This is a genomic window from Rhodobacter sp. SGA-6-6, assembly GCF_011043545.1.
In the GTDB taxonomy this organism is placed as follows: Bacteria; Pseudomonadota; Alphaproteobacteria; order Rhodobacterales; family Rhodobacteraceae; genus Pseudogemmobacter.
The window spans coordinates 297,290-309,831 of sequence record NZ_JAAKGP010000001.1 but is presented as its reverse complement, the minus strand read 5'-3'; the positions used below and the strand labels follow the sequence as shown (position 1 = coordinate 309,831).

The 12,542-nt window shown below is 69.3% G+C and carries 11 protein-coding genes; 8 read left to right on the top strand and 3 right to left on the bottom strand.

Annotation, left to right across the window (positions count from 1 at the left end; translation table 11 throughout):
- Position 1: 1 nt before the first annotated feature.
- Both G5B31_RS01460 and G5B31_RS01455 read right to left on the bottom strand, forming a co-directional pair.
- Positions 2–2,080 (bottom strand): sulfotransferase, encoded by a 2,079-nt coding sequence (locus G5B31_RS01460; RefSeq protein WP_165013073.1) that lies wholly within the window; start codon positions 2,078–2,080, stop codon positions 2–4.
- 124 nt (positions 2,081–2,204) lie between these two features.
- Positions 2,205–3,131: a porin gene (locus G5B31_RS01455; RefSeq protein ID WP_165013071.1), complete on the bottom strand. Its 927-nt coding sequence runs from the start codon at positions 3,129–3,131 to the stop codon at positions 2,205–2,207.
- Positions 3,132–3,407: 276 nt separating this feature from the next.
- Between G5B31_RS01455 and G5B31_RS01450 the strand changes: the two genes are divergently transcribed.
- From G5B31_RS01450 to G5B31_RS01420, 7 genes are all read left to right on the top strand, one after another.
- On the top strand, positions 3,408–3,950 hold the full coding sequence (locus G5B31_RS01450; protein ID WP_165013069.1) for a DUF3576 domain-containing protein: 543 nt from the start codon (positions 3,408–3,410) through the stop codon (positions 3,948–3,950).
- Positions 3,951–4,071: 121 nt separating this feature from the next.
- On the top strand, positions 4,072–6,705 hold the full coding sequence (gene leuS, locus G5B31_RS01445; protein WP_165013067.1) for a leucine--tRNA ligase: 2,634 nt from the start codon (positions 4,072–4,074) through the stop codon (positions 6,703–6,705).
- Positions 6,692–7,177 (top strand): LPS assembly lipoprotein LptE, encoded by a 486-nt coding sequence (lptE, locus tag G5B31_RS01440; RefSeq protein WP_165013065.1) that lies wholly within the window; start codon positions 6,692–6,694, stop codon positions 7,175–7,177. The genes leuS and lptE overlap by 14 nt, the downstream gene beginning before the upstream one ends.
- Positions 7,174–8,187 (top strand): DNA polymerase III subunit delta, encoded by a 1,014-nt coding sequence (gene holA, locus G5B31_RS01435; RefSeq protein WP_165013063.1) that lies wholly within the window; start codon positions 7,174–7,176, stop codon positions 8,185–8,187. The genes lptE and holA overlap by 4 nt, the downstream gene beginning before the upstream one ends.
- Before the next feature lie 97 nt (positions 8,188–8,284).
- On the top strand, positions 8,285–8,635 hold the full coding sequence (locus G5B31_RS01430; RefSeq protein WP_165013060.1) for a hypothetical protein: 351 nt from the start codon (positions 8,285–8,287) through the stop codon (positions 8,633–8,635).
- On the top strand, positions 8,632–9,735 hold the full coding sequence (locus tag G5B31_RS01425) for an HPP family protein (RefSeq protein ID WP_165013058.1): 1,104 nt from the start codon (positions 8,632–8,634) through the stop codon (positions 9,733–9,735). The genes G5B31_RS01430 and G5B31_RS01425 overlap by 4 nt, the downstream gene beginning before the upstream one ends.
- 2 nt (positions 9,736–9,737) lie before the next feature.
- A complete protein-coding gene (locus G5B31_RS01420) occupies positions 9,738–10,640 on the top strand; it encodes a LysR family transcriptional regulator (RefSeq protein ID WP_165013056.1) in 903 nt (300 codons plus the stop codon).
- 3 nt (positions 10,641–10,643) lie between these two features.
- Here G5B31_RS01420 and G5B31_RS01415 read toward each other — a convergent pair whose 3' ends face one another.
- Positions 10,644–11,114, bottom strand: coding sequence for a CAP domain-containing protein (locus tag G5B31_RS01415; protein WP_165013054.1), 471 nt, complete (start codon positions 11,112–11,114; stop codon positions 10,644–10,646).
- Positions 11,115–11,337: 223 nt separating this feature from the next.
- Here G5B31_RS01415 and G5B31_RS01410 point away from each other — a divergent pair, with 223 nt between their 5' ends.
- Positions 11,338–12,495, top strand: a complete 1,158-nt coding sequence (locus G5B31_RS01410) for an ABC transporter substrate-binding protein (protein WP_165013052.1) — start codon at positions 11,338–11,340, stop codon at positions 12,493–12,495.
- Positions 12,496–12,542 lie beyond the last annotated feature (47 nt).

Below are 12,542 nucleotides of genomic sequence, written 5' to 3'. Positions count from 1 at the left end.
GTCACTCCCCGATATGCCCGTCGCGCCGCAGCTGGTCCAGCATCGGCTTCAGCCGGTCGCCGTAGCGTTCCCAGGCCTTGACCGAGCCTTTCGAGATCGGCTGGCGCACCTGGAACACCGACAGGGTTTCCACCTTGCGGGTGTTCTGATGGAAGTTCAGGCAGGCATCCTCCCACTCCAGCCCGCAGGCGGCGATCAGCGCGCGGCTCTGCGCCTCCGGCTCTTCCACCAGCGCCTCGTATTGCACTTCGTAGAACCAGCCCGGCACCCTTTTGCGCCAGAATTCCACCATGCGGGTGAAGGTGGTGTAATGCCGCGCAAGGTCCACCTGGTCGTAGCCGTAGAGATGCGTGCCTTCCGGGAAGACGTTCTTGTAGATCGACAGCAGGGTGTCGCGCGGGTCGCGGCGGACCACGATGAAACGGGCGTTCGGCATCGCCAGCTTCATCAGGCCGAGCGTCAGGTAGGTCTGGATCGACTTGTCGGTGATCTGCGGCGTCTCGGGGAACCGCTCGCGCATCATCGCGGCGTAGTCCTGCCCCAGCCGGGCGAAGTCCTCGTCGGGGATCGCGGTGGCCGGCCGCAGCCTGCCGCCCGCTCCCGGCAGCAGCCGCATGGCCGAGATGGTATTGTCCGCCAGTTCCCCCGCCCCGGTCACACGGGAGTGGCTGGCGATGATCTGCTCCACCAGCGTGGTGCCGGAGCGCGGCATCCCGGTGACGAAGATCGGCGCGGCGTCGGTCGTGCCCTCGACCCGGCGGGTCCAGTCCATCCCCTCCATGGCCGCCATCAGCTGCTCGACCTGACGCTCGCGCTCGGCGATGTCGTAGGGGTGCGCCTTCCGCATCAGGGCGTTGGCGGGGTCGAGGAAGTCGAAGACCCGGGCGTGGTCCTTCACGTCCTCCAGCGCCTTGGCGATGGCGAAGCCGAAGGAGCGGCGGTCGGTGTCGCCGGTCGCCGGATCGGCGAAATGGCGCTCCATCTCGGCCAGCATCGGCTCCCCGGCCTGCGCCTTGTGCGAGGCGTAGTAGAGCCGGTAGGGCTCTCCCATCCCCGGGGCGGCGGCGATGGCGGCGAGAAGCTGCTCCTCGCTTTCGGGGAAGCGGCCGAGGCCCTGCAGGAACACCGCGAAGGCGCCGCGGATGGCGGCATTGCCCGGCTCCAGCGCCAGCGCCTCGCGGTAGGTGGCCTCGGCCTCGTCGTCGCGGCCAAGGTGGCTGGCGGCCTGCGCCAGCATCATCAGCGGCAGGGCGGCCTTGCGCCTGGTCAGCCGCGCCACTTCGGCGAAGGCGGCATGGGCGGCGGGATAGTCGCGGAGCGCGGTCAGCGCATTGCCGCGCGCCCGCTGCACCTCGACCGAGTCGGGCGCCAGTGCCAGCGCGCGGTCCAGCCAGCGCAGGGCGGCGGCGGGCTTGCCGTCGGTCACCGCCTGGAGACCGAGACCGGCCAGCGCCTGCAACAGGTCTGGCGCGCGGGCGACGGCGGCGCGCCAGGATTTGCGCGCCTCCTCGGCCCGGCCGAGGGCGGCGAGGGCGGAGCCGCGGATGCTGTGGGCCATAGCGCAATCGGGATGTTGGGCCAGCAGACGGGCGGCCTCGGCCTCGGCTTCCTTGGCCTTGCCGCCGTTGAAAAGGCTGGTCATCCGCGCCAGCGCCTGTTTCACCGGCTGCCCGCCGGCCGGGACGGTGCCCTTGGCCCCGGCGCCGAAACGGTCGGCCAGCGCGGCCTTCTGCGGCGGCGGCAGGGGAGAGGCGTTCAGCAACCGCAGGAACTCCCTGCGCGGCTCGGTCCCGCCGTCCAGCGCCACGGCTTCGGCGAAAGCGGCCCAGACCGCGGGTTGCGCGGGGGCCAGCGCGGCGGCGGCGGCGGCATGGGACAGGGCGCGGTCGATGCGGTCGGTGGCGGTGAACAGGCGGGCGATCTGGAACTCCACCTCCGGGATGCGGGGGTTGGCGTCGTGGATCGCCCCGAAGATCTGCAGGGCCTCGCCCGGCTTGCCCGCCTGCATCGCCGCCATGCCGCGGGCATAGCTGTCCTTGATGTCCCGGGCCGAGGGGGCGTGGGTGGGGGCCTTGGGCATGTGCCATCCGTCCTTTTCTGCTCGGCCGCACCCTAGCGGGGCGCGCGGGCAAAGGAAAGCAAGCGCCGGAAAGGAAAAGGGCGAGCCAATGGCCCGCCCTTTCCCGATCAGGTGATCGTTCGACTTAGAACGACAGGCCGAGACCCAGCGACCAGGTGCGGACACCGCCGGCATCTTCGTCGTCGCCGTAGCCGAACATCGCGACGGCACCGCCGCCCAGATCGTAGTTGGCGACAGCGCCCCAACCGTCGACGTCGCCGCCAGCGGTATAATCGATTTTACCGTAGTTGACGGCAACGCCGATCGGGCCCGACTTGTAGGAAACTTCCAGGCCGAGGTGGCTGTCCCAGTTCGAGTCGTTGAACTTGATGTAGCCGATCTTGCCGCCGAAGCCGCCAGCCATCTGCGCCGCAGCCGACACACCGACGGCGGAGAATTTGCCGCCAGCGTCTTCGGTCTGCTGGTAGCCGAGGCCGAGAGCCACGTCGGTGCCACCCATGTCGGCGGTGTATTTCACACCGACGCCGATGGTCGGGTCCAGAGCGCCGACGACCAGGCCGTTATCGTTCTGCTCCAGCGAGATCGCGAAGCCGACATTGCCGAAGGTGTTCTCGTAGCGGACGACTTGGTTGTCGTGGGCGCCATTGCCGTCCATATCCGAGCCGCCGAACCAGGCGGTGTAGGTGGAGTGGTCGTCGGCGATCGAGGTCATGCCGCCGTCCATGTCGGCCAGGGCCCAGTCCAGCGCGCCATCGGTGTCACCCATGGTCAGCTTGCCGAACGCACCCGAAACCCAGACTTCGCCGCCGTTGTCATGGGTCGACGAACCCAGGTTGCCAGCTTCGTCCAGGTCGACCGTGGCACCGAATTCCAGGCCGCCGTCGGTGGTGCCGGTCATGGTGAAGGTCACGTCAAGGTCATGCCAGAACTGCACGTCGGTAACGCCGTTGTCCCAGATACCGATTTCGGCGTAGCCCGAGATCGCCACTTCGGCGGAAGCGAAGCCGGCGGTGCCCGCCAGCATCGTGGTAGCAAGAAGAACTTTCTTCATCGTTTTCCCTCGTTGATTCAAGGATGCCCAACTCAGGGGAATCCGAATTGGGTATGGGTCGTATTTCGTCCGATGCCGCCGGGATTGCAACGGCGACGGCCGGGGCTGCCGGGAATCCCGCGGGCGATGGTGCAGACATGTCACAGTCGGGTTTCCCCCACCGCCGGGCCGTCTATACGGGCCAACGCGCCCGCGCCCGCGCGTAACGCTGCTGGGGAAAAGCCTTGTTCGCCTGCGGCGGACGGGCTAGACAGCCGGAAAGCACTCGGAGGCCGCATGTCCCTGTCGAACCTTGTCAGCGCACCCCTGGCGATGGCCGTTCTTCTGGTTCTTGCGGGCTGCGGCGGCGGCGGCTCGGGCCTGTTCGGCGGCGCGCGCGACGGCGTGATCACCGAGGGCGAGTTCGAAAGCCGGCAGGCCGCCGACGAGAAGCGCGCCGCCATCGCCAAGGCGAGCGGCGAGGACAAGCGGCGCAGCACGATCTGGGACCTGTTCTCCAACGCCGACGACCCGAACACCACGGTCGAGGTGAACAAGTATCTCTGGCAGGCCAGCCTGGAAGTGCTGAACTTCCTGCCCATCGAATCGGTGGACCCCTTCACCGGCGTCATCGTCACCGGCTACGGCACCCCCCCTGGCGGCGGCCGCGCCTATCGCGCGACGATCTATGTGCAGGATCCGGCGCTGGACGCCCGCAGCCTGAAGGTCGCCCTGCAGTCGCGGGGCGGCGGGCCGGTCTCGGTGGAAACCCAGCGGGCGGTCGAGGACGCGATCCTGACCCGCGCGCGGCAGCTGCGCATCCGCGATTCCAAGCTCTGACGGCGCAGCGGGGGCCAGCCCCCGCACCCCCGGGATATTTGGAGACAGAAAATGGGCAGGGGTGGACCTTGCCTGTTCAGCCGGTGTAATCCGGCCGCTGAATCCTGCATGAGGCCCGTCGATGTCGCGTTATGATCCCTCGGTGATCGAACCCAAATGGCAGAGCGCATGGGAGGAGGCCGGGGCCTTCACCGCGCGCCGCGATCCGTCGAAGCCGAAGTATTACGTGCTGGAGATGTTCCCCTATCCCTCGGGCCGCATCCACATGGGGCATGTGCGCAACTACACCATGGGCGACGTGGTGGCGCGCTACAAGGCCAGCTGCGGCTTCTCTGTGCTGCACCCGATGGGCTGGGACGCCTTCGGGATGCCGGCCGAGAACGCGGCGATGGAGCGGGGGGGCCATCCGAAGGACTGGACCTACGGCAACATCGCCGACATGAAGGCGCAGATGCGGCCCCTGGGGCTGAGCATCGATTGGTCGCGCGAGCTGGCGACCTGCGACCCGGAATACTACGGCCAGCAGCAGGCGATGTTCCTCGACATGCTGGAGGCCGGGCTGGTCTACCGCAAGGCGGCGGTGGTCAACTGGGACCCGGTGGACATGACCGTGCTGGCCAACGAGCAGGTGATCGACGGCAAGGGCTGGCGGTCGGGCGCTCCGGTGGAGCGGCGGGAACTGACGCAGTGGTTCTTCCGTATCTCCGACTATTCCGAGGAGCTGCTGTCGGCGCTGGACGGGCTGGCGAACTGGCCCGAGAAGGTGCGGCTGATGCAGGCCAACTGGATCGGCAAGTCGCGCGGTTTGCAATTCGCGTTCGAGACGGTGGGGGCGCCGGAGGGATTCGAGCGGCTGGAGGTCTACACCACCCGGCCGGACACGCTGATGGGGGCCAGCTTCGCGGCGATCTCGCCGGATCACCCCTTGGCGAAGGCTTTGGAGGGCGACCCCAAGGTCGCGGCCTTCGTGGCGGAATGCCGCCGCGGCGGCACCTCGGCCGAGGAGATCGAGACGGCGGAGAAGATCGGCTACGACACCGGCATCCGGGTGAAACACCCGCTGGACCCGGATCGGGAACTGCCGGTCTGGATCGCCAACTTCATCCTGATGGACTACGGCACCGGCGCCATCTTCGGCTGCCCGGCGCATGACCAGCGCGACTTCGACTTCGCCAGCAAATACGGGCTGCCGATCCCGCCGGTCTTCGTCGCCGAAGGCACCGAGGAGGCGCCGCTGGCCGAGGCCTACGTGCCGATGAAATCCGAGCGCGTCCGCTACGTCCGCGGCTTCGCCGGACCGGAGGTGCAGACCGGCGACGAGGGCGTCGCCGCCGCCATCGCCCATGCCGAAGCGAACGGCTACGGCAAGGGCGTCACCAAGTTCCGCCTGCGCGACTGGGGGATTTCGCGGCAACGCTACTGGGGCTGCCCGATCCCGGTTGTGCATTGCCCCGCCTGCGGCGTGGTGCCGGAGAAGAAGCAGAACCTGCCGGTCGAACTCCCGTATGACGTCAGCTTCGACCAGCCCGGCAATCCTCTGGACCGCCATCCCACCTGGCGCGACGTGCCCTGCCCGGCCTGCGGCACGCCGGCGAAGCGCGAGACCGACACCATGGACACCTTCGTGGATTCGTCCTGGTATTACGCCCGCTTCACCGCGCCCCGCGCGGCCACTCCGACCGTGGCCGAGGATGCCGCCTACTGGATGAACGTCGACCAGTATATCGGCGGCATCGAGCACGCGATCCTGCACCTGCTCTATTCCCGCTTCTTCGCCCGGGCGATGCACAAGACCGGCCACCTGCCGCAGAAGGCTATCGAGCCCTTCGATGCGCTGTTCACCCAAGGCATGGTGACGCACGAGATCTACAGGACCACCGACGACAAGGGCCGCCCGGTCTATCACCTGCCCGAGGACGTGACGGTTCTTGCCGTGGCCGACCGCAGGGTCGTCGTGCTGGGCGATGTGCCGCCGCCCGAGGCCGACACGATCGCCGACGTGGATGCCTGGATCCAGGGCCTGAGTGACGAGGGACTTCTGGTCGAGGTCGTGCCCTCGGCCAAGATGTCGAAGTCGAAGAAGAACGTCGTCGATCCGATGAACATCATCGCCCGCTTCGGCGCCGACACCGCGCGCTGGTTCGTGCTGTCCGACAGCCCGCCCGAGCGCGACGTGGAATGGACCGCCAGCGGAGCGGAAGCCGCCTACAAGCACCTGTCCCGCGTCTGGGGCCTCTGCGACCGCATCGGCCAGATGCCGGCCGACCACAAGGGCGCGGCGGACGACGACCTGCGCCGGGCCACCGCCCGGGCCGTCGACGAGGTCACCCGCAGCATCGACGGCTTCGCCTTCAACAAGGCCATCGCCGCGCTGTATGCCTTCACCAACACCATCGCCCGTGCCGATGCCTCCACCCCGGTGATGAAGGAGGCGATCCGCACCCTCGCCCGGCTGATGTCGCCGATGACCCCGCATATCGCGGAATCGATCTGGGCCCATCAGGGCGGCGAGGGGCTTTGCGCCAAGGCGCCCTGGCCCAAGGCCGACCCGGCGCTGCTGGTGGACGACAGCGTGACGCTGCCGATCCAGATCAACGGCAAGCGGCGGGCGGAAATCAGCGTGCCGAAGGACATGCCCGGGGCGGAGGTTGAAAAGCTGGCGCTGGCGAACGAGGATGTGATCAAGTTCCTTGCCGGAAACCCGGTGAAGAAGATCATCGTCGTGCCGGGGCGCATCATCAATGTCGTCGCATAGCCGCCGCAGCCTTCTCCTGATGCCGCTGGCCCTTGCCGCCTGCGGCTTCACCCCGGCCTATGCGCCGGGCGGCGCGGCGACGCGGCTGACCGGCGCGGTGCGGGCGGCCGATCCTTCCGACAAGAACGGCTTCGACTTCGTGGAGCGGATCGAGGAACGCCTCGGCCGGACCGAGGTGCACCGCTACGACCTGGCCTATTCCATCGCCACGGAATCGGTGGGCGTCGGCATCACCCCGGACAACCGGATCACCCGCTACAACCTGAAGGGCGCCATCGACTGGACGCTTTCCGACGCCGCGACCGGGCAGCGGATCACCGGCGGGCGGGTGCAGAGCTTCACCGCCTATGCCGCCACCGGGTCCACCGTCGCCGGGCTGGCGGCGGAGGAAGACGCGGCCTTCCGGCTGATGCGGCTCTTGGCCGATCAGGTCGTCGCCCGGCTGATCGCCGAGGCGGCGAAACTGCCGTGATCCTGAAGGGCGCCGAGGCCGCGCGCTATTGCGCCCGGCCCGATCCGGCGCGCGCGGGCCTCTTGATCTTCGGCGCCGATCCGATGCGGGTGGCGCTGAAGCGGCAGGAGGCCGTGGCCGCCCTGATCGGCCCGGCGGGCGAGGGCGAGATGCGGCTGTCCCGCATCGCCGCCGCCGACCTGCGCAAGGATGCCTCGCTGCTCTTGGACGCGATCAAGGAGGTCGGCTTCTTCCCCGGCCCCCGCGTCGCCTTCGTCGAGGATGCGACCGAGGGGCTGACCGAGACCATCGCCACCGCTTTGGCCGAATGGAAGCCGGGCGACGCCAACATCGTCGTCGCGGCCGGGGCGCTGCCGGGCAAGAACAGCCTGAAAGGCCTGTTCGAGAAGGCGCCGAACGCGGTCTGCATCGGGCTTTACGACGAGCCGCCCTCGCGCGAGGAGATCGAGGCGGAGCTGCGCAAGGCCGGCCTGACCCGCATCTCCGGCCCCGCCATGGCCGACCTTACCACGCTTTCCCGCGCGCTGGATCCGGGCGACTTCCGCCAGACTCTGGAGAAGATCGCGCTCTACAAGCACGGCGACGAGACCGAGCTGACCCCGGCGGAAGTCGCCGCCATGGCCCCCGCCACCATCGACACCCAGGTGGACGAGCTGATCCGCGCCGCCGCCGAGGGGCGGGCGCGGGACCTCGGCCTGCTGATGCGGCGGATCGAGGGGCAGGGGGTGCTGCCGGTCACCATCTGCATCGGCGCGCTGCGGCACTTCCGCGGCCTGCACATCGCCGTCACCGATCCGGGCGGGCTGCAATCCGGGCTGATGAAGGCCCGCGCCTTCGGCCCCCGGCGCGACCAGATGCAGGCGCAGGCGAAGGGCTGGCCGCTGAAGGCGCTGGAAGGCGCCATCGCCCAGCTGGTCGAGGCCGACCTGACGCTGCGGTCGTCCTCCCGCGCGCCGGGCATGGCGCTGATGGAGCGCTGCCTGCTGCGCATCGCCCTGACCCGCCGCTGAGGCGGATGTCGGAAACCGCGGGATTTCCGTCATATCCCGGCCTTGACGCAAACCGTCCCTCCCCACAATTTGCGCGCCCGATTCCGAAGGATGCCCCATGGCCGCTGTCCGTCCCGTGCCCACCCCCGCCCAGGCCTTCCTTGCCCCGCTCGCCCGGCTGGCGCAGCGCGACCCGGAGGTGGAGGCGCTGGTGTTCTGGGAAGCCGGCGGCTGGCCAAGTGAGCCGACCGAGGAACTGGAGGCCGAGGAAATCGCCTTCTACGCCGAGGGGCTGCTGGATGAGGGCTTTCGGCTGGACTGGCGCATCCTCGCCGCCGCCGATGCCCCCGCGCGGCCCGACCATGTGCAGCTCTGGCTCTGGGAGGAGGGCGCGGACCCGCCTCCGCCGCCGGGCGAGGGGTGGGTGCTGCTGGACCGTGGCGTCTGGCCCGAAGGGGCCGCGGCATGAACCGCATCCTCCGCGGCCTCGGGCCCGCCATGCCGCGCCCCGGCGCGGGCGACATCCTGCGCGCCGCCCTGGGGGCAGGGCTGGCGCTGCTGCTGACCGGGCTGCTGCTCGGGCAACTGCCGGGCGGGCCGGTGCCGGCGCTGATCGCGCCCTTCGGCGCCTCGGTCTTCCTGATCTTCGCGGTGCCGAGTTCTCCGCTGGCGCAGCCCTGGTCGGTGGTGGCGGGCAGCGTGGTCTCGGCGCTGGTGGCGGTGGCGGCGGTCCATGCCGTGCCGCAGGGCCTGCCGGCGGCGCAGCTTCTGGCCGCCGGACTGGCGGTCTGCGGGGCGATTCTGATGATGGCGCTGTTCCGCGCCATGCACCCGCCCGCCGGCGCGCTGGCGCTGCTGATCGCGCTGACCGCCGATCCCGCCGCGCTGCCCGGGCCGCTTTACGCGCTGTCGCCAGTGGCGGACGGCGCGGTGCTGCTGGTGATCTGCGGGCTGGTCTGGAACCGGCTGACCGGCCGGGTCTATCCGTTCCGGCAGTCCGCCAGCCCCCACGGCACCGCCGACCCGGCGGCCGAGCGCCGTCTCGGCCTGCGAGCCGAGGACCTGCAGACCATCCTGACCCGGCTGCGGCTGTCGCCCAACCTCGGCCCCGAAGACCTCGGCCGCGCGCTGGAGGCGGCTGAGGCCGAGGCCACCGCCCGCCATCTGGGCGGGCTGACCGCCGCCGACGTGATGTCGCGCGACGTGATCGCCATGTCTCCCGGCGCCTCCGAGCACGAGATCGCGCTGGCCTTCCGCCGCCACGGCTTCAACACCCTGCCGGTGCGCGATGCCGCCGGCCATTTCCTCGGCATCATCCAGGACCGCGACCTGATCGAGGCCGACCCCTCCTTGACCGCCACCGACTTTGCGCAACCTGCCGTCGCCCTGCCGCCCACGGCGGGCCTGGTCGACCTGCTGCCGCTCTTGTCCGACGGCCACCAGCAAAGCGTGCCGATCGTCGAGGGCGGGCTCTTGACCGGGATCGTCACGCGGTCCGACCTGATCACCCTTCTCGCCGCCAAGATTCGGAGTCAGGATCAGGACATGACCCTGTCCCGCCCCGCCTGACCATGGCCTTCACCCTGCGCCAGTTGCAGTTCTTCATCGCCGCGGCCGAGGCGGGATCGGTCACCGGGGCCGCCCGCGCCCTTTCCATCTCGCAATCCTCGGTCACCGAGGCGATCCGGGCGCTGGAGGACGACCTCGGCGTCTCGCTGTTCGACCGGCAGGCACGGGGGCTGGAGATCACCCACAAGGGCAGCGCCTTCCTGCGCCACGCCCGCCAGATCCTCGCCGATGTCGCCACCGCCCGGTCTGCCTTCCGCGACGAGGCCGAAACCGCCCGCGGCCGGCTGTCGCTGGGCGTTACCTCGCTGGTTGCCGGCTATGTGCTGTCCGACATCCTGTCCCGCTTCCGCCGCGCCCATCCGCGGGTGGAGCTGAACGTGATCGAGGACAACGGCGACTACCTGCAGCACCTGCTGATCGGCGGCGAGCTGGACGTGGCGGTGATGCTGACCTCGTCGGTGCGCGACCGCACCGCGCTGCATGTCGAGACGCTGCTGGTCTCGCCCTATCGGCTCTGGCTGCCGCTCGGCCATCCGCTGGCGCAGCAGGAGGCCATCGCGCTGGAGGATGTGGCCGGCCAGCCGCTGATCCAGCTGATGGTGGACGAGATCGAGGAATCGACCCGCCGCCTGACCGCCGCCCTGCCGGTGAAGCCCGAGATCGCCTTCCGCACCCGCAGCGTCGAGGCGGTGCGCAGCCTTGTCGCCACCGGCGCCGGCCTCGCCATTCTGCCCAGCCTGGTCTACCGGCCCTGGTCGCTGGAAGGCGACCGGATCGAGATCCGCGACGTTTCGGGCGACCTGCCCTCGGTGCAGGTGGGGCTGGCCTGGCGCCGCGGCACGCCCTTGTCGCGCCCGGCGCACAACTTCATCCGCTCGGCCCAGTCCGCCATTGCCAGCCGCTAGCGGTCAGTTCCTGCCGCCGACGAAGACGTAGAAGACGCTGGTCCCGTCCGTCGCAACCGCGACGCCCATCTCGTCGATCTTGCGGTTCAGCACGTTGTTCCAGTGCCCGCTGGATTTCCGCCACAGCCGTTTCGCCGGCTCGGCGCCCCCGGCCGAGCTTTTGGCGATGTTCTCGACCGCCGCCTTGTAGGAATAGCCGGCCGTGCGCAGCCGCTTCTGCAGGTTCGGCCCGCCCGGCCCCTCGTGCGAGAAGAAGCCGCGCTTGATCATGTCGCAGGCATGGGCCAGCGCCGCCTTCTTCAGGCTGCCCGAGTTGCCCAGCTTCGACAGGCCCTTCTTCGTCCGCTCGGCGTTGATCCAGCCGGCCAGATCGGCCTCGATCCCGGCCGCCCCCGCGGGCTGGCTGCAGGCCAGCGCCGCCCCGCCCGTCATCACCACGGTCACCATGAACACCGCACCGAACAAGGCTTTCATGGCGCCCTCCCGCAAGTGTCGCTTGCAGCCTAGCACATCCCGCGCCGCCGGGGAGACCGGAATTTCTCATCGGGAAAACCGATTGCAGGCATCCACGTTTTGTTATTGCGAAAACTGCCGCCTTTCCTAACCTTCCCGCATGACCGGAAATCCGGCGTCCCGCAGCTGCCGCGGGCCACAGAACGTCCCGCGCCGCCGCGGGCCACAGAACAGGGAGTTCGAGATGAAAACCATGAAGCTCATGGCCACCACGGCGCTTGGCGTCCTGACCGGCCTTTCGCCCGCTTTCGCCCAGATGACCGAGATCGGCGCCGGCGAGGGCGCGCTGAACATCGTCGCCTGGGCCGGCTATGTCGAGCGCGGCGAGACCGACCCGGCCTTTGACTGGGTGACGAAATTCGAGGAGAAGACCGGCTGCAAGGTCAGCGTCAAGGTCGCCGCCACCTCGGACGAGATGGTGGCGCTGATGAACGAGGGCGGCTTCGACCTGGTGACGGCCAGCGGCGACGCCTCGCTGCGGCTGGTGGCGGGCGGCAAGGTCCAGCCGGTGAACATCGACCTGGTGCCGTCCTGGAAGAACCTGGACGACCGGCTGAAGGATGCCTCCTGGCACACGGTGGACGGGGTGCATTACGGCGTGCCCTACATGTGGGGGCCGAACGTCCTCCTCTACAACACCGAGGTGTTCAAGGAGGCGCCCACTTCCTGGTCGGTGGTGTTCGAGGAGCAGACCCTGCCCGACGGCCAGTCGAACAAGGGCCGGGTGCAGGCCTATGACGGGCCGATCCACATCGCCGACGCCGCGCAATACCTGATGGCGCACAAGCCGGAACTGGGGATCAAGAACCCCTACGAACTGACCGAGGACCAATACAAGGCCGCGCTGGACCTGCTGCGCGGCCAGCGCGGGCTGGTCAGCCGCTACTGGCACGACGCCTTCATCCAGATCGACGACTTCAAGAACGAGGGCATGGTCGCCTCCGGCTCCTGGCCGTTCCAGGTCAACCTGCTGAAGGCCGACGGCCAGCCCGTCGCCAGCGTGATCCCCGAGGAGGGCGCGACCGGCTGGGCCGACACCACAATGATGCATGTCGACTCGCAGAACCCGAACTGCGCCTACATGTGGATGGAGCACACGCTGTCGTCGAACCTGCAATCCGACCTCGCGGTCTGGTTCGGCGCCAACCCCTCGGTCCCCGCGGCCTGCACCGACGGGTCGGGCATGTCGACGGCGGAAAGCTGCCACGCCAACGGCATGGACGACTTCGACAAGATCCGGTTCTGGACCACCCCGGTCGCCAACTGCTCGCTGGGCGAGGGCGCCTGCGTGCCCTATTACCGCTGGGTCTCGGACTATATCGGCGTGATCGGCGGCCGCTGACTTCGCCCCGCAGGGTGCGCCGCCCGGCGCACCCGCTTTCCGCAACC

Bases quoted from the DNA above. Each gene is read 5' to 3' on its own strand.
- leuS (WP_165013067.1), top strand. From the start codon at position 4,072: ATGTCGCGTTATGATCCCTCGGTGATCGAACCCAAATGGCAGAGCGCA.
- G5B31_RS01410 (WP_165013052.1), top strand. From the start codon at position 11,338: ATGAAAACCATGAAGCTCATGGCCACCACGGCGCTTGGCGTCCTGACC.
- G5B31_RS01420 (WP_165013056.1), top strand. From the start codon at position 9,738: ATGGCCTTCACCCTGCGCCAGTTGCAGTTCTTCATCGCCGCGGCCGAG.
- G5B31_RS01430 (WP_165013060.1), top strand. From the start codon at position 8,285: ATGGCCGCTGTCCGTCCCGTGCCCACCCCCGCCCAGGCCTTCCTTGCC.
- G5B31_RS01425 (WP_165013058.1), top strand. From the start codon at position 8,632: ATGAACCGCATCCTCCGCGGCCTCGGGCCCGCCATGCCGCGCCCCGGC.
- G5B31_RS01415 (WP_165013054.1), bottom strand. From the start codon at position 11,114: ATGAAAGCCTTGTTCGGTGCGGTGTTCATGGTGACCGTGGTGATGACG.
- G5B31_RS01455 (WP_165013071.1), bottom strand. From the start codon at position 3,131: ATGAAGAAAGTTCTTCTTGCTACCACGATGCTGGCGGGCACCGCCGGC.
- lptE (WP_165013065.1), top strand. From the start codon at position 6,692: ATGTCGTCGCATAGCCGCCGCAGCCTTCTCCTGATGCCGCTGGCCCTT.
- G5B31_RS01450 (WP_165013069.1), top strand. From the start codon at position 3,408: ATGTCCCTGTCGAACCTTGTCAGCGCACCCCTGGCGATGGCCGTTCTT.
- G5B31_RS01460 (WP_165013073.1), bottom strand. From the start codon at position 2,080: ATGCCCAAGGCCCCCACCCACGCCCCCTCGGCCCGGGACATCAAGGAC.